This is a genomic window from Acinetobacter lwoffii, assembly GCF_024129115.1.
Lineage (GTDB): Bacteria > Pseudomonadota > Gammaproteobacteria > Pseudomonadales > Moraxellaceae > Acinetobacter > Acinetobacter lwoffii_T.
Map to the genome: position 1 here is coordinate 40,652 of NZ_JAMXXO010000013.1, position 16,501 is coordinate 57,152.

Sequence of the window (16,501 nt, forward strand, 5' to 3'; positions counted from 1 at the left end):
AAATGTCAAAAATTACGATGTATTTTCTGAACATTTACACAACTTGATGCGCTTAATTACATTATTGCGCTAATATTTTACTTTTCAAGCCAAATAACAGAAAAATTATGAGCTATTTACTGGCACTAGATCAGGGAACTACGTCAAGTCGGGCCATTATTTTTAATGAACATGGACAAGTTCAGGCAACGGCTCAACGTGAAACGCATATCCACACCCCACATTCAGGCTGGGTGGAACAGGATGCACAGGAAATCTGGAGCTCACAGATTGCGGTGGTACAGCAAGCTTTAGCGACTGCAGGTATTCTGGCAAAAGATATTAGAGCCCTTGGCCTGACTAACCAGCGTGAAACCACTGTAGTCTGGGATCGTCGAAACGGCAAACCGCTCGCCCCGGCAATCGTCTGGCAGGACCGTCGTACGTCTGACTGGTGTAATCGGCTGATTGAACAAGGCCTGATGTCCAAAATTCAGCAAAAAACAGGCTTACGGATTGACCCTTATTTTAGTGCGGGAAAATTAGTCTGGTTTTTAGAGCATGTCGAGGGAGTACGAGCACTCGCTGAACAAGGCCATGTGGCATTTGGTACTATCGATAGCTGGCTGATCTGGAATCTGACCCAAGGCGCAGAGCACGTCATTGAAGCCAGTAATGCTTCTCGTACCATGTTAATGAATCTGCAGCAACAGTCGTGGGATGAAGAGCTGCTCGAGCTGTTTAATATCCCGGCTTCGGTCTTACCGAAAATTATCTCTTCTGATTGTTATGTCGCTGACACTGCTTCTGGCTTACTTGGGGCTAATATTCCCATCACCGGCATTTTGGGGGATCAGCAGTCTGCACTCTTTGGCCAGTCCTGTTTTGAGGTGGGCAGTGCTAAAAACACCTATGGCACCGGCTGTTTTATGCTGTTCAATACCGGGCATAACATTCAGCTTAGCCAGAACAAGCTGCTTTCTACTCTCGCCTGGCAAGCCCAGGACCAAACTACTTATGCCCTGGAAGGCAGCGTATTTATGGCTGGCGCTGTAGTGCAATGGTTACGTGATGGCCTCGGAATTATTCAAAAAAGCAGTGATGTGGAAAAACTGGCACACCAGGTCGAGCATAGTGACGGCGTGGTTCTGGTTCCGGCATTTACCGGACTGGGCGCGCCGCATTGGGATAGTGAAGCACGTGCCTTACTCTGTGGCATGTCACGCGGTACGACCAAAGCGCATATCGCTCGTGCAGCATTAGAATCAATCGCCTTTCAGGTATCGGATGTGCTCAGTGCGATGCAATCTGATATTGCACATCCATTGAAAGAATTACGGGTTGATGGCGGTGCTAGTAGTAATGATATGTTGATGCAATTTCAGGCCGATATTCTGAATGTACCGGTACTGCGTCCGAAAATGCTAGAAGCTACTGCTTGGGGCGCGGCTGCTATGGCCGGATTGAAAGCTGGCGTATTTTCAAACCTGGATGAAATTTCCCAGTCCTGGCAGCTGGACCGTGCTTTTGAACCCAAAATGCAAAATGACGAAAGAGAAATGCATTTAGCCAAATGGCAAAATGCCTTGAAACGGGCTAAATCTGATCTCTGAATCCTCTAGGTTCATATTCGATCATTATAAAAAAAGCACTGTTAAACAGTGCTTTTTAACTTCCTCAATTCACGATTTCATTAATAGGCATAAGAAGCAATCGCTGTTGCAATCGCCTTATCTTCATCATTGACCATGGTCATGCGCATGGTGCAGCCCTTACGCCCCAAACGTAAGGTTTCTGCACGTGCAATAAAATATTTTCCACGTCCAGGCGCCAGATAATCCACCCGCATATCGACCGTCGCCAGACGCGACACTTTTTTAATGGTATCTGCAATCGTTTCCGGTTCAGCTTTTTTATACAGTTCGCCCATGGCCACAATACCACCGACGCTATCCAGTACAGTTGCAGCCAGACCGCCATGCAGAATCTGGAAAGCCACATTACCAATCATGAAATCCTGCATTTCTACATAGGCCTCAATCTGGCCCTCGACCACCCGCATGGTCATGCCGTTATGCTTAAAAAAAGGAGAGCTATTAAAAGCATGTACCAGCTGGTTCAGGACTACATCAATATCCACTTTCGAGCCCAGATGTATATTACCTGTCCAGTTTCTCTCTGTCTTACTCATCACTCTGCCCGAATCCACCACAATAAAAAACCGCTAATTTATGCCCAAAAATTTGAGTTAGGGCTACAATAGAGGCCTAGTTTAATACTGATTACTGAGATTTTTATGACTTATACGTTCAATCGTCCCGCGTTTCCTGCAACTCGCATGCGTCGTATTCGTAAAAATGAACATTTACGTTCGATGGTTCGTGAAACCCATCTCGCGGCAGATCATCTCATTTATCCAGTATTTGTCCTGCCAGGACAAAACCAGACCCAAGATATTCCAAGTATGCCGAATATCCAGCGTCTGTCAGCGGACTTGCTGTTAAAAAAATCAGAACGTCTGCTGGAACTCGGTGTCAATAAACTGGCGCTATTCCCCGTCACCCCACAAGAAGATAAAAGCCTGACTGCAGAAGCCGCATGGCGTGAAGATGGTCTGGTACAAAACACCTTACGATTATTGAAAAAAGAACTGCCAGAAATGGTGCTGATTACTGACGGCGCATTAGACCCGTATACCACGCATGGTCAGGACGGCATTATTGATGAGAACGGTTATGTCTTAAATGATGAAACGGTCGAGTGCCTGATTAAACAGGGCTTGAGCCATGCCGAAGCCGGTGCAGATGTGTTTGCTCCAAGTGACATGATGGATGGCAGGATCGGTGCGATTCGTCAGGCCTTTGAGCAAAATGGTCATATCTATACCTCGATCATGGCCTATTCAGCCAAATATGCATCAAGTTTCTATGGCCCGTTCCGTGATGCAGTTGGTTCTGCCAGCAACTTAAAAGGCGGCAATAAATACAATTACCAGATGGATGTCGGTAACCGTGCTGAAGCCCTGCATGAAATTGCGCTGGATATTCAGGAAGGTGCAGACATGGTGATTGTTAAACCGGGCATGCCTTATCTGGATATCGTCCGCGAAGTCAAAGACACTTTTGGCGTACCGACCTTTGTCTATCAGGTCAGTGGCGAATACGCGATGCTGGCTGCGGCAATTCAAAATGGCTGGTTATCTGATAGCGTCATTTTAGAATCATTGATGAGCTGTCGTCGTGCCGGTGCAGATGGTATCTGGACCTATTTTGCTGAAGAAGCTGCACTTAAACTGAAAGACATGAAGTAAAAGGATTTCGGCGCAATGCATATTGCCATTGTCGGCGCTGGCATCACCTGTTTGATGTCGGCGCTGGAACTGCTTGAACAGGGATGTTCTGTTACCCTTTTTGATCAACAGGCCGCCGGACAGGCTGCATCCTGGGCTGGAGGAGGAATCCTTTCCCCGATGTATCCGTGGCGTTATCCCGCTGCTGTAAATGCTCTGGCTCGACATGCCAAACCCATGTATCAGGACTGGAATCAAAAACTGCAACCTTTCACTGGCATCGATTTCCAGATTCATGAAACAGGTATGCTGATTTTTGATGAATCCGATTTTGAAATCGGTTTAAGTTATGCCAAAACACATCAGGATCCGCAGCAACAGGCAGAATTGCTTGATCAGGCTAAACTGCAACAGATCAATCCCAGAATTAATCAGAGCAAATTCAAGCAGGCGATTTATTTCCCTGAACTGGCGAATATCCGTAATCCACGGTTATTACAGTCGATCATTCACTATTTGAAGCAGCATCCTCGTGTCACCTGGCAAGAATACTGTAAAATCACTCGGCTCAATATTCAGCAAGGCTGTGTAAAAAGTATCTCAGATGAACATAGCCAGGTTTTTCAGGCAGATCAATATGTGTTCACAACCGGAGCATGGTCGCAACACTGGTCACAGCAACTTGGTTTGGAAATTCCGGTACAGCCGGTTCAGGGCCAGATGCTGCTGTTTAAAACGCCAGAAAACTGGCTGCCGACCATGTGCATGCATAAGGTGATGTACCTGATTCCACGTCAGGATGGACATGTTTTATGTGGTTCCAGTATGCGTCAGGTCGGTTTTGACACCTCGCCTTCTAGCGAAATCCGGCAGGATATTTTACAGGCGTGTATCGAGATGGTACCGGAACTGGCAGATTTTCCGCTGGTCAAGCAATGGGCCGGATTAAGACCCAGCTCACCCGATGGTATTCCCTATATTGGCAAAATTCCCAAGCTACACAATGCCTGGGCCAATTTTGGACATTTCCGGAATGGTTTATGCATGGGGCCGGCATCAGGCAAACTACTCGCTCAACTCATCCTTAAACAAATGCCAATCGTTGATCCAGCTCCTTATGATCCTGTCCGTTTATTAGAGCCCAGTCGTTTAGTGCTTTAGGATATTATCCAGTGCTTCTTTCAGAGTTGGATAATGAAACTGGAATCCAGCCTCCTGCAAGGCTTTGGACTGTACATACTGACCGTTTAAGACCAGTTGTGACTGTTCTCCCAGCATCATTTTCAGACTGCATGCGGGTAGTGGAAGTAAGGGTTTGCGCTTCAGAATCTGGGCCGCAGTTCGTGCAAACTGGGCCTGACTACTTTTTTCTGGCGCGACCACATTAAAGATCTGCTCGGCTGTATCCTCAAGTATCAAGAATTCAATCGCACGCAGCACATCCTCTAGATGCACCCAGTTCACTGGCTGACGTCCATGACCAATCCGCCCAAACAGATTCAGCTTAATCGGCAATAGCATCTGCGGAAGAATCCCACCACCTTTGCCAAACACCACCGCAAAGCGAACAATCTTGGTGTTCTGGTTAGTATAGGACAAGGCCAGCTGCTCCCACTTCGCACAGAGTTCGGACATAAAAATATCTTGTGGCGGACTTTGCTCCGTGCAGACCTGTTCCCAGCGCTCATTGGGGTCAATGCCATAATAGCCAACGGCCGATGTTGAAATAATCCGTTTCGGTCTAAGCTGATTTTTTTCTAAATAATCAAATAACCGTTTGGTGCTATCTAAACGGCTATCCAGCAATTTCTTTTTACGCGCTGCCGTCCAACGGCCTTGACCGATGCTTTCGCCAGCCAGATTGACCACATAATCAATCTGATGCTGTTTTAATTCTTCCAGCTGGTTAATCCAGTGGAAGTCCGGATGTGGTTCACGTTTATTTTTCTGACGGGTCAGACCAATCACCCGATAATCCCGTTCCAGTAAAAAATGCACGAGATGACTGCCAATAAAACCACTCGCTCCCGTCACCAGCACTACAGGTTTATACATTCGTCATTCTTCGCCTTATTATTTTCTTGGTTTAAATTATACGCCACTCATCTTCAGCTTTTTAAACCAAGAAGATCTTTGTAGTGGAGAATTTGTATCTTTCATCATTCAATCAATTTATGAAGATCAGTCGTCACACAATGATTCATCTATATTCACTGAGGCGAATGGCCAAACATTTTCTCTGCCATACGCTGGGCCTGCTTGCCATAAAACCAGTACGTCAGTAGATATAGTGGAATTGCGATCATCAGGAACATGATCAGCACAATACTCATAAATTGTGGCTGCTGTAGATACAGCAAGAAGTCCTGCCAGGCATTCGGATTGGAACGGGTGGCGATGACAATACCGAGCAACAGAAATAATAAATTATAGCCCCAGTAAATCAGGCTAAAACCGAGGGTGAATTTTTTACGCTCTGCCTGGGTCGGCGCACGTTTTTGCTGTTTTAGAAATTTAAAAAGCACCCAAATCATGGCCACCAGATACGGAACAATCGTCAAGACTGCACCCATGCCCATCGGCAGCAAGGCTGCCAGTACACCGCAAATACAGGTAAAAATAAAACATATAACGAAAAACCAGATAAAATAACGACTTAGTGGCAACATATGCATGACTCAGTGATCTTCAACAAGCTAGTATAAAAAAAAATCAGGTTTTTTTTCATTTTATTGTCAACCATCCACTATAGGGTGACGTTATATAGGGTACAAGGTACAAAAATTTGGACTGGCATCCACGAATTTTTGCTGACCTTTAGAGCTAAAGCAATAAGTCCAGTGTACAGGGAAATTTTGAATAGCAGCCAAAATCTTCATGTAACACAAATTTGACCGACGATTTCATCATCACTCGAATCGTCGGTTTTTATTTTTTAAAATTCCTATTTTTTTAAAAGCCTGATGGATTGCATGACTTTTCGATGTCTGATGATTTGGATGCGATCATCCAGTAATTTCCATACTGATCAAAATAAATTCAGCTTAAACATCACCAACAATTCGCTGAAATATCGTTTTACAAGTAGATTTTTACCTGTGCTTTTTCCTATAGTAGCAAGGCAGATATCTTGGGGTTCATTACATGGCAGTTCATTTTCTTCACACTTCCGATTGGCATCTGGGACAATTTTTCCATAACCATGACCGTGAATTTGAACATGCACAGTTTTTGACTTGGCTACTTGAGCAAATTAAAACAAAGCAGCCGCATGCTCTGCTGATTGCCGGCGATATTTTTGATGTGATCAATCCGGCGTCCAGTGCGCAAAGACAACTATACCAGTTTCTGGCCGACGCCCACGACCTGGCGCCACATATGCAGACCCTGATGATTGCAGGCAATCATGATTCCGGTTATCGGATTGAACAGGTTGAACCCTTGCTGGCCAAATTCAATGCCAAAGCTGTGGGAATCGTAGGCCGCACTGCAGAAAATACCCTGAACCTGGATCGTCTACTTATTCCTATTTATGATCGGGATAAAAATATCATCGCCTGGTGTCTGACCCTACCCTATTTACGCAGTGCCGAAATTACCGGACTGAATGAACATACCAGCAATAACCAGAACGCGATCAGTTATCTGCATCAACAACTGATTGCCGAAGCCAGAGCCCGCAAACAGCCACATCAGGCACTAATTTTAATGTCACATGCGCACATGCAAGGTGGTGAGACCTCCGACTCTGAACGTCCGATTATTGTCGGCAATGAAGAGGCCCTGTCGACGGCGCTGTTTGATGATGTGATTGATTATGTCGCGCTCGGGCATTTGCATAAACCACAAAAAGTCGGTCAGCCACATATTCGCTATAGTGGCTCTCCGATTCCGCTGTCATTTAGTGAGATTAATTATAAGCATCAAATAGTGGAAGTCAGGATTGATCCCGAACAAAACCCGGAAAACCGCTTTCAGTACGATGTCTTAAGCATTCCGCGTACCGTTGAACTGTTCCGGATTCGGGAGAAGCTGGAAAATTTAATTACTCAAATTCAGGCGCTTCCTGCCGGAGAAATTGAACAGCTATCTGCACGGCATTTTCTGGAAATAGAATACACCACCGATGCGCCGCCTCCGGTAGATTTACGCCAGCAAATTGAACTGGCTTTACCTGCTAACCGTTATCGTTTGCTGCGCATCAGCCGGATTTATCAGCAACAAGCCGCACATACATCCGGAGATTCGAAGATTGATCTGGCACCCCCTACCCCGGAATCGCTATTTTTCAATATCTGGAAAAAAATGGGCTATGAGCAGGATCATTCAGTACAACGGGATTTTCAGGAATTATTGATTGAAGCCCAGCATGAACTTGCACAAAAACAACAAGCCTAGGATCGGCCATGAAAATTTTACGTCTAAGTCTTCATAATCTGGCCTCCCTCACCGGCACCCATCATATTGATTTTGAATCGAGTCCTTTGGCTCATGCCGGCCTGATCGCCATCACCGGCAAAACTGGTGCCGGGAAATCTACCCTGCTCGATGCCATGTGTCTGGCGCTATACAATGAAATCCCCCGCCTAAAAGGTGCGACAGGCAGCCTGAAAGATGCTGGCGGTCAGGATGTGTCCATCAAGGATTCCAAAAATATTCTGCGCCGTGGCTGCGTGCATGGTTTTGCCGAACTGGAATTTATTGCACTCGACAGCAAACGCTATATGGCACGCTGGGAAATTAAACGGGCACGCCAGAAAGTCGATGGCAATCTAAAAGTAGACCGATACGTCAAATGTCTAGATGATGACACGACACTGACGCAAAAAATATCGGAAGTTACTCCCCTCATTGAAAAACTGGTGGGCTTAAGTTTTGAGCAGTTTACCCGCGCAGTTTTATTGGCACAGTCGGAAGTCGGTGCCTTTCTTAAAGCCAAAGATAATGAACGCGCAGATTTACTGGAATATCTCACCAATTCACAAATTTTCAGTCTGGTCAGCCAGAAAGCCGCAGAGAAATTCAGCGAAGTTAAAAACAAACGCAACGATCTGGAAAAGCTGATTGGGCATATTGAAATTCTGTCTGAAGAAGACATCAGCACTTTACAACAGCAGCAGAGCTCTTTATCTTTGCAACTTCAGAATTTGCAGCAATCAGAAAAACTGCTGGAAAATGAGAGAAAATGGCATCTGGACCGACATAAACTCTATGCAGAAGTCCATGCCAAAAAAGAAGTCTACGAAGTACAGCAAGATGCAGTAAATAAATCTGCAGGACAGCAACAGCTACTGGAGCAGCTGGATGAATTCCAGTCGATCCGGGATCAGTTTGTCAGTCGTACTCGTCTAGCCCCTCAAAAAGAGCAGATTCAGTACCAGCACACCCAATTTACGCTGGAGTTTGAAAAGCTTAAGCAGAGCTTTGTAGCAGAAGAAGCCAAATTTACAGCCTTACAACAACAGCAGCAACAGTTTCAGCAACACTTGACAGGCCTGAAACCGCATCTGGAAGCAGGTTTAAGACTGGATCATGCAATTGATACTGTATCAGAGCAGTACAAAAAACTGCATACAGAACAAAGCCAGTTTAAAACCCTTCGTTTACAGCCTTTAGAAGAACAACTGCGACAGCAACAACAGACTTTGAATCAGCTACAAGCTCGGCAAGAAAAGGTTGCACAACAATTGGCTGAATCTGGCTTTTTAAATGTGTTCGATCTGGAGCCGCAAAGTACCTTGCAACGCATACAAGACTTTATGCGTCAGTATCAGCAACTGCAGCAACAGAATCCGGACAGCCTGAAGCAGCCTTTACCTGAACTGGAAAAAACCGTTACAGTACTTTCAGGAAATCTGAACCAGTGGATACAACAGCATCATAGTCTGGAACAGCTAGAAGAGCATCTCAAAACCATTCAGGAAATGCGTCAGCAACGCCAAGCGGAACAGCGTCAGCTCGACCTGCTGCAACAGCAGGTACAACAAATCGTTCAACAATCACAAGAATTTGAACAACTGCAATCTGCTGTAAATAGCCAACAGCAGCAACTAAAAATGCAGCAAGAGGCCGAACAGGCACTACATCAGCAGATTCAGGCTGAACAACAGGCCTATGAACACCTGGAACAAATACTTGCCCAGCAACGTTTATTGCATGCGCAAAGTGTGCAGGATCTTCGTGGCCAGTTAAAACCGGATGAGCCATGCATGGTCTGTGGAAGCCCAGCCCATCCTTTTGTCGATGCCGTCCATGAACATCTGGAACAGAGCCTGAACCAGCTACAGGAGCAACAGTTACGGCAGGCAAAACAGCAGCTCGATCAGCAACTGCAATCTCAGCAGCAGCAACGCATTGAAATGTCTAAAGCACAAACAGTAATTGAGCAACAGCAACAGCGTTGCCAGATCCTGCAAAACCAGATTCAACAATCCTCTGCTGACTGTAAATCTCAACTACTTAAACTGGAAGTGGTTACCGAGCAGCACAATGATCTTCCTACATTCATCCAGTTACTGGCGAATCACACTCAAAGTCTGGTCCAGCAGCTAGAACTATCACAACAGCAGGAACAACAGCTCCAGCAACAATTACAACAATGGCGTCAACAACAACAGCAATTGCACCAATTACAACTGGCTCTACAGCAACGTCAGCAACTCGACCAGCTGATACACCCAGTTTTAAGCATACTGCCCGAGCAGTACCAGTCGCAGCCACCTATGCTCTGCTTACCTCAGTTGCAACGACAAGTAGAGCACCGCATGCAGCACTTGGCAGTACAAAAGCAGCTGGAATCTGACCTGCATCAACAGCAGCAGATATTGGAAAAGAGCCAGTATCAACTACAATTGGAACAGCAAAATTTTGCTCAATTGAGCCAGTCTGTAGAGCAGTTGATTCAGCAAGGCAAAGACCTGCGTCAACAACTGGCTGAACTGACCCAAGAACATGCAGGACAAGTCTACCGTGTCGCTGCAGAATGGCGCGATGCACTAGAGCTACAAGCCAAGACCTTAGAGCAGACTTTAGAACAACAGCGTCAATGCACGGCGCAGGCCGAAAAACAGTGGCATCAAACCCACTTAAAACTGCAAGAATTTATCAGCCAACTTCAGCAGATCGATCAGCAATTGGCTCAATATCAGCAAGATATTCAGGCATGGCAAGCAGCACATCCTCAAGTGACGGCAGCTCAAATTGAACAATGGCTCAGTATTGATCTGAGCAACCATCAACGCATTCGTCAGAATCTGGCCAACCAGAAACAGGCACTCGAAAATGCCAGAACAGCCTGGCAATTACTTGAAGAACAATATCAGGCCCATTTAAAACTACAGCCAGAACATGAATTTGAGGAAATTGAACAAAAACTTGGCATGCTGCATCAGGAAAAAATAATGCAGCAGGAAGTGCTCAATGAAACTGATGCCAAACTGCGTATGAATGCCAATAATCAAAACACCTATGCCAAATATCAGCAGCAAATTGAGCAGATCAAAGCCGAAGAATACCGTTGGGGTCGTATTTACGACCTGATCGGACATAAGGAAGGTACCAAATTCCAGAAAATTGCCCAGGAACATCATCTGGATATTCTGGTGGAATATGCAAATCAGCAGTTGCAACCGTTGGCACCCCGCTATCAGTTACACCGTATTCCGGATAGCCTGAGTCTGGCGATTATTGATCTGGACATGAATAGTGAAGTCCGCCCTGTGCTGTCCCTATCGGGGGGTGAAACCTTCCTGGTTTCATTGGCTTTGGCTTTGGCGATTGCCAATATGGCCTCCGGCTCCATGAAACTGGAATCACTGTTTATTGATGAAGGTTTTGGTACGCTAGATCCTGCTTCGTTACATATGGTGATGAATGCACTGGATCATTTACAAAGTCAGGGTCGTAAAGTTGTATTAATCTCGCATGTGCAGGAAATGCATGAACGTATTCCGGTACAGATTCAGGTCAAACCGGTTGGTGCAGGTGCAAGTACCATTCAGATTATAGGTTAGCGATGATTCACCCTGCCCCGAACACGCTCTCGCCCTATTTCAGCTTACAGCTTGAGAGCCTACGGGGTATCAGTGCCATTGTGGTGTTATTCAGTCATTGCTTTCAGGCATTTATTGCGCCTTTCGATACCAGCATTTATTCATGGATACGCCTGCTTGGACAGGCTGCAGTCATGATTTTCTTTGCCTTAAGTGGCTATCTGATCGGCTATTCGATCCAGCACAACATTCATCAGCATGGTCAGTTCAATCTGCACCGTTATGCTCGACAGCGTTGCAGCAGAATTTTACCACCCTTTCTGTTTGCCATGGGGTTGACCCTGGTTCTCTATCTACTCGCTCCATTATTATTTGCCAGCCATACTCATGCTTTTCAACACAGTTTTGGCATGATGATCCGGACTGACTATAGTGTAGACATGATGGAATTTATTGGTTCGCTGCTATTTTTGAATGGCTTTGTAACACCAACGGTTTCAGCCAATGCTGCGCTCTGGAGCCTGAGCTATGAAGTGTGGTTTTATGTGCTGGCCGGATTCCTACCTTTTTTAAAAAATTCGGAAATCGCCAAAATCGGATTTTTTATAGTTCTGGCTATACTGTCATTACTGAACATCCAGTTTTTTATTTATTTTCTGGTCTGGCTTAGTGCCTTTGCCTGTTCATTTCAATATATCCAGCTACGTTTTTTAAACCGCTTACAATCGGTCAAATTAGCCCTATTCGGCTTGGCATTTCTAATTGCCTGTTTTGATGCTTACCAGTTTCAGATGATTGATGAAACCCAGCAATACCGCGCTGCGAATTTCACCCCTTTTAATTTCTGTGTGGGTCTGGCCTTTAGCTGCTGGCTGGTACAGCTCCAGTATCAACGCAGTCATTATCATGCGGTCTGGGTTCAATCCGCAGACTTTTCCTATACCTTGTATGTCACCCATTTCCCCTTACTTTTATTTATTTTGGGCTGTATTCCGGCAACTTTAGGCTATGGTCTGGGTGGAGCAGTTTTAGCCTTGCTTACGAGCATGTTCGGCATAATAGTCTTTGCCTGGCTGATGGCTAAATGGCTCGAACCAGCCAGAAAAAAAGCGTTATCCAATACCCTGCGATAACGTTTTGCTGCAAAAAACTGACATTAGTAGTTTATACATCTTTTTTAGGCCGTGCACCAAATAGGGCTGTGCCAACACGAACCATGGTAGAACCCGCAGCAATCGCTTCGGTCATATCCGCAGACATGCCCATACTTAAAGTATCCCAATCTTCAGGATGTGCATGCTGAACTTTGACTGCATCAAATAAAACTTTGGCATCAGCAAAGGCTTGAGGATTATTCGGTGCAGGAATCACCATCAGGCCACGTAAACGTACATTCGGCAGTTGGCTGATTTGTGCCACCAGTTCTGCGACTTCTTCCGGCTGGCAGCCATCTTTGGTATCCTGGCCATCAATATTCACCTGAATACAGATATTCAGTGCAGGCTGATCATCTCCACGCTGATTGGATAAGCGCTCGGCAATAATCAGACGATCCACCCCATGCACCCAGGCAAAATTTTCTGCCAGATGCTTGGTCTTGTTACGCTGCACATGTCCAATAAAATGCCATTCAATGTCCAGCTCTTTCAGGGCCGTGATTTTTTCCAGCGCTTCCTGCAAGTAATTTTCACCAAAAGCATGTTGCCCTGCCTGATACATCTCTGCCAGCACGCTACTCGGCTGGGTCTTGGAAACGGCAAGCAGTTGCACCGCATCTGCTTCGCGGCCGGCCTCAACACAGGCAGTTTCAATTTGCACTAAGACCTGATTTCGTGACTGTTGCAACATATTCATTGATGGGGTTCTCATTTCATTCATCTTTTTTTCCCTTGCCCATGAACTAAGTGTTGGTTAAGCTGTGGGAAAGCCTTATTATTCTATCAAAATAATTAACATTTTAATGAACTCGGGGACCTTATGGATATCACAGAATTGTTGGCATTTTCTGCTAAAAATGGTGCGTCGGATTTACACTTGTCTGCGGGCTTACCGCCAATGATTCGTGTCGATGGGGAAGTTCGTCGCATCAACCTGCCAGCATTAGAACACAAAGAAGTGCATAAACTCGTTTATGACATCATGAACGACAAACAGCGCCGTGATTTTGAAGAAAATCTGGAAACTGACTTTTCTTTTGAAGTGCCTGGCGTGGCGCGTTTTCGTGTCAACGCATTTAACCAGAACCGCGGTGCCGGTGCGGTATTCCGTACCATTCCCTCTAAAGTCCTGACCCTTGAAGATCTGGGCATGGGACAGATTTTTAAAGATATCTGTGAATATCCACGTGGTCTGGTACTGGTCACAGGTCCAACCGGTTCGGGTAAATCAACCACCTTGGCGGCGATGCTGGATTATATTAATGACAACCGCTATGACCACATTCTGACCGTTGAAGACCCAATCGAATTTGTGCATCAGTCCAAGAAATGTCTGATTAACCAGCGTGAAGTGCATCGTGATACGCATGGCTTTAATGAAGCATTGCGTTCGGCACTGCGTGAAGACCCGGATATTATTCTGGTCGGTGAGATGCGTGACCTTGAAACCATTCGTCTGGCATTAACTGCCGCAGAAACCGGTCACTTAGTATTTGGTACACTGCATACCACCTCAGCGGCCAAAACCATTGACCGTGTGATCGACGTATTCCCTGCCGAAGAAAAAGACATGGTACGCGCCATGTTATCTGAATCCCTACAAGCCGTAGTTTCACAGGCTCTACTGAAGAAAAATGGCGGTGGGCGTGTCGCAGCGCATGAAATAATGATCGGTATTCCGGCGATCCGTAACCTGATCCGTGAAAACAAAGTCGCACAAATGTACTCAGCAATTCAGACCGGTGCCAACTATGGCATGACCACGCTGGATCAGACACTAAAAACGCTAGTGTCCAAAGGTTTGATCAGCCCGCAAGTTGCACGTACTGCAGCCAAACAGCCAGAAGCATTTTTATAAAAAAATTGAATTGTATTGGGGTTTATATACATGGATTTTAACGGCTTACTCGATTATATGGTGGAGAAAAAAGCATCGGATCTGTTCATTACTGCCGATGTCGAACCGTCCATCAAGATTAATGGGCAGATTTTACCGATTGGTTCGGTAAAATTACCCGGTGCGGCAGTAGGACAACTGCTCCATTCCATCATGACCGAAAAGCAGCGTAAAGAATTTGCTGACAGTCGTGAATGTAACTTTGCCATCAGCACGCCGGATAAAAGTGCCCGCTTCCGTGTCAGTGCCTTTCAGCAACGAGATCAACCGGGGATGGTGCTGCGTCGGATTGAAACTGTTATTCCCACGATGGATGAACTCAAGTTACCGCTCATTTTAAAAGAACTGGCGATGACCAAACGTGGCATCATTATTTTTGTCGGGGCAACGGGTACCGGTAAATCAACCTCGCTGGCGTCTTTGGTCGGTTATCGTAATGAAAATTCCAAAGGTCATATCATTACCATTGAAGATCCGATCGAATTTATTCACCAGCATAAGGGCTGTATTATCACCCAGCGTGAAGTCGGCATCGATACTGATTCATTTGAAGTTGCCCTGAAAAATACCCTGCGTCAGGCACCAGACGTGATTCTGATCGGTGAGATCCGTTCACGTGAAACCATGGATTATGCGATTGCCTTTGCCGAAACCGGTCATCTGGTCTTTGCTACCCTGCACGCCAACAACGCCAACCAAGCGATTGACCGGATTATCCATTTCTTCGAAGCAGACCGACATAATCAGCTGTTCATGGACTTGTCCCTGAACATGAAAGCCATTGTGGCACAGCAACTGATTCCAACCATCGATGGTAATGGTCGCCGTGCAGCGATTGAGATTCTGATTAACTCACCACTGATTGCCGACTTGATTCGTAAAGGTGATGTGCATGAGATCAAGGATCTGATGAAGCGTTCCCGTGAACTGGGCATGCAGACCTTCGATCAGGCGCTCTATGATCTGTATAAAGCCAAACAGATCAGCTATAAAGATGCGCTGAAACATGCGGATTCACCTAATGATTTGCGTCTGCAAATCAAGCTGTCAGAAGAAGGTGGCAGCCACTTATTACGTGCGCATTCCAATATTACCTTTGATGGTCAGTCCTGACCATCTTGAAGGCATAAAAAAACAGGCTTCGCATGAAGCCTGTTTTTTTATGTTTGAACCAAAGCTCAAATTATTTTTTACGGAACACTTCCTGACAGGCAGGCGCATCGCAATAACCATACAGATTCAGTGAGTGACCGGTTAATTCAAAACCAAATTTTTCAGCAACATCATGCTGCTCTTTTTCAATCGTGTCATTAATAAATTCAACAACTTTGCTGCAATTTAAACATACCAGGTGATCGTGGTGATCTTCCTGCATAATTTCAAAAACTGAATGATTATTTTCAAAATTATGACGTTCGATGATGCCCGCTGCTTCAAACTGCGTTAACACACGATACACAGTTGCTAAACCTACATCTTCGCCCTGATCGAGTAAAGTCTTGTAAATATCTTCCGCACTTAAATGATGTTGTTTTGAATTTTCTAGTAATTCTAATATTTTAATTCGTGGAAGGGTAACTTTCAGTCCAGCTTTTCGTAAATCTTGGTTTGAAATAGTCATGTAAAAAGGTCTCTCAACAAAATCAAAGTTGGAATATGCAACAAAGTTTAGATGCAGTATGATCTATCCTTGGATCAAATGCATCATAATTAATTTGGGATAGTTTAGCAAAATGCAAAAAATCATGTTGACGTTATTCGTCACTTCATTGCTCGTCGGCTGTTCGACATTAGGTGTTTATAAAGTAGATATTCCACAAGGAACCCCTTTAACCCAAGCACAAGCCGCTAAAATTCAGGTGGGAATGAGCCATCAACAGGTGCGTTTCTTACTGGGCAGTCCAACAGTAAGCGATCCACTGAATCCTTTACGTTGGGACTACATCTATAACTATACCCCAGGAACCTACGCTAAAAAAGCCAAGATCCCGGCAGCCCAAGGCCAGCATTTGAAAATCTACTTTAACCAGTCTGGTATCGTGGAACGTGTTGAAGGTCTGGACACGATTCCAGAATCTCAACCCGGCTTACCAGGATCAAAAGAAGCAATTTTAAATGCTCCTCCACTATAGTCGGTTTCTCATGAAAAAGCCCCTGAATCATCAGGGGCTTTTTTGATTAAGCTGAT

General features: G+C 45.3%; 14 protein-coding genes. 9 read left to right on the forward strand and 5 right to left on the reverse strand.

Going from position 1 to position 16,501, the window contains the following annotated elements; genetic code table 11:
• Positions 1–107: 107 nt before the first annotated feature.
• Positions 108–1,592 carry a glycerol kinase GlpK gene (glpK, locus tag NI470_RS10605; RefSeq protein ID WP_253148353.1) on the forward strand — a complete coding sequence of 495 codons (1,485 nt, stop codon included), beginning with the start codon at positions 108–110 and terminating at the stop codon, positions 1,590–1,592.
• A gap of 80 nt (positions 1,593–1,672) precedes the next feature.
• Here the strand turns inward: glpK and NI470_RS10610 are convergent, their stop codons facing one another.
• Positions 1,673–2,170: a thioesterase family protein gene (locus NI470_RS10610; RefSeq protein WP_004646146.1), complete on the reverse strand. Its 498-nt coding sequence runs from the start codon at positions 2,168–2,170 to the stop codon at positions 1,673–1,675.
• A gap of 105 nt (positions 2,171–2,275) precedes the next feature.
• Here NI470_RS10610 and hemB point away from each other — a divergent pair, with 105 nt between their 5' ends.
• Both hemB and thiO read left to right on the forward strand, forming a co-directional pair.
• Entirely contained in the window at positions 2,276–3,289 is a 1,014-nt protein-coding gene (gene hemB, locus NI470_RS10615) for a porphobilinogen synthase (protein ID WP_004646145.1), read from the forward strand.
• A 15-nt stretch (positions 3,290–3,304) separates the two neighbouring features.
• Positions 3,305–4,429, forward strand: coding sequence for a glycine oxidase ThiO (gene thiO, locus NI470_RS10620; RefSeq protein ID WP_253148352.1), 1,125 nt, complete (start codon positions 3,305–3,307; stop codon positions 4,427–4,429).
• Here thiO and NI470_RS10625 read toward each other — a convergent pair.
• On the reverse strand, positions 4,418–5,323 hold the full coding sequence (locus tag NI470_RS10625; RefSeq protein WP_253148351.1) for a TIGR01777 family oxidoreductase: 906 nt from the start codon (positions 5,321–5,323) through the stop codon (positions 4,418–4,420). The genes thiO and NI470_RS10625 overlap by 12 nt on opposite strands.
• 155 nt (positions 5,324–5,478) lie before the next feature.
• Complete coding sequence (locus NI470_RS10630) at positions 5,479–5,937, reverse strand: ABZJ_00895 family protein (protein WP_004646142.1); 459 nt, start codon at positions 5,935–5,937, stop codon at positions 5,479–5,481.
• Positions 5,938–6,412: 475 nt separating this feature from the next.
• Here NI470_RS10630 and NI470_RS10635 point away from each other — a divergent pair, with 475 nt between their 5' ends.
• From NI470_RS10635 to NI470_RS10645, 3 genes are read left to right on the forward strand one after another with little or no spacing between them, the layout of a single operon-like run.
• Positions 6,413–7,666 (forward strand): exonuclease SbcCD subunit D, encoded by a 1,254-nt coding sequence (locus NI470_RS10635; protein ID WP_253148350.1) that lies wholly within the window; start codon positions 6,413–6,415, stop codon positions 7,664–7,666.
• An 8-nt stretch (positions 7,667–7,674) separates the two neighbouring features.
• Positions 7,675–11,280: an AAA family ATPase gene (locus NI470_RS10640; protein WP_253148349.1), complete on the forward strand. Its 3,606-nt coding sequence runs from the start codon at positions 7,675–7,677 to the stop codon at positions 11,278–11,280.
• 2 nt (positions 11,281–11,282) lie between these two features.
• Positions 11,283–12,392 (forward strand): acyltransferase family protein, encoded by a 1,110-nt coding sequence (locus NI470_RS10645; protein WP_253148348.1) that lies wholly within the window; start codon positions 11,283–11,285, stop codon positions 12,390–12,392.
• A 31-nt stretch (positions 12,393–12,423) separates the two neighbouring features.
• Here NI470_RS10645 and NI470_RS10650 read toward each other — a convergent pair whose 3' ends face one another.
• Positions 12,424–13,113 (reverse strand): YggS family pyridoxal phosphate-dependent enzyme, encoded by a 690-nt coding sequence (locus NI470_RS10650; RefSeq protein ID WP_253148374.1) that lies wholly within the window; start codon positions 13,111–13,113, stop codon positions 12,424–12,426.
• Between the two features lie 123 nt (positions 13,114–13,236).
• On the opposite strand from NI470_RS10650, the gene NI470_RS10655 reads away from it, so the two are divergent.
• Positions 13,237–14,274: a type IV pilus twitching motility protein PilT gene (locus NI470_RS10655; protein WP_004279279.1), complete on the forward strand. Its 1,038-nt coding sequence runs from the start codon at positions 13,237–13,239 to the stop codon at positions 14,272–14,274.
• A 30-nt stretch (positions 14,275–14,304) separates the two neighbouring features.
• Complete coding sequence (locus NI470_RS10660; RefSeq protein ID WP_253148347.1) at positions 14,305–15,426, forward strand: PilT/PilU family type 4a pilus ATPase; 1,122 nt, start codon at positions 14,305–14,307, stop codon at positions 15,424–15,426.
• Between the two features lie 70 nt (positions 15,427–15,496).
• Here the strand turns inward: NI470_RS10660 and fur are convergent, their stop codons facing one another.
• A complete protein-coding gene (fur, locus tag NI470_RS10665) occupies positions 15,497–15,934 on the reverse strand; it encodes a ferric iron uptake transcriptional regulator (RefSeq protein WP_004279276.1) in 438 nt (145 codons plus the stop codon).
• Between the two features lie 112 nt (positions 15,935–16,046).
• Here fur and NI470_RS10670 point away from each other — a divergent pair, with 112 nt between their 5' ends.
• On the forward strand, positions 16,047–16,445 hold the full coding sequence (locus NI470_RS10670) for an outer membrane protein assembly factor BamE (RefSeq protein WP_004730565.1): 399 nt from the start codon (positions 16,047–16,049) through the stop codon (positions 16,443–16,445).
• Positions 16,446–16,501: the final 56 nt, after the last annotated feature.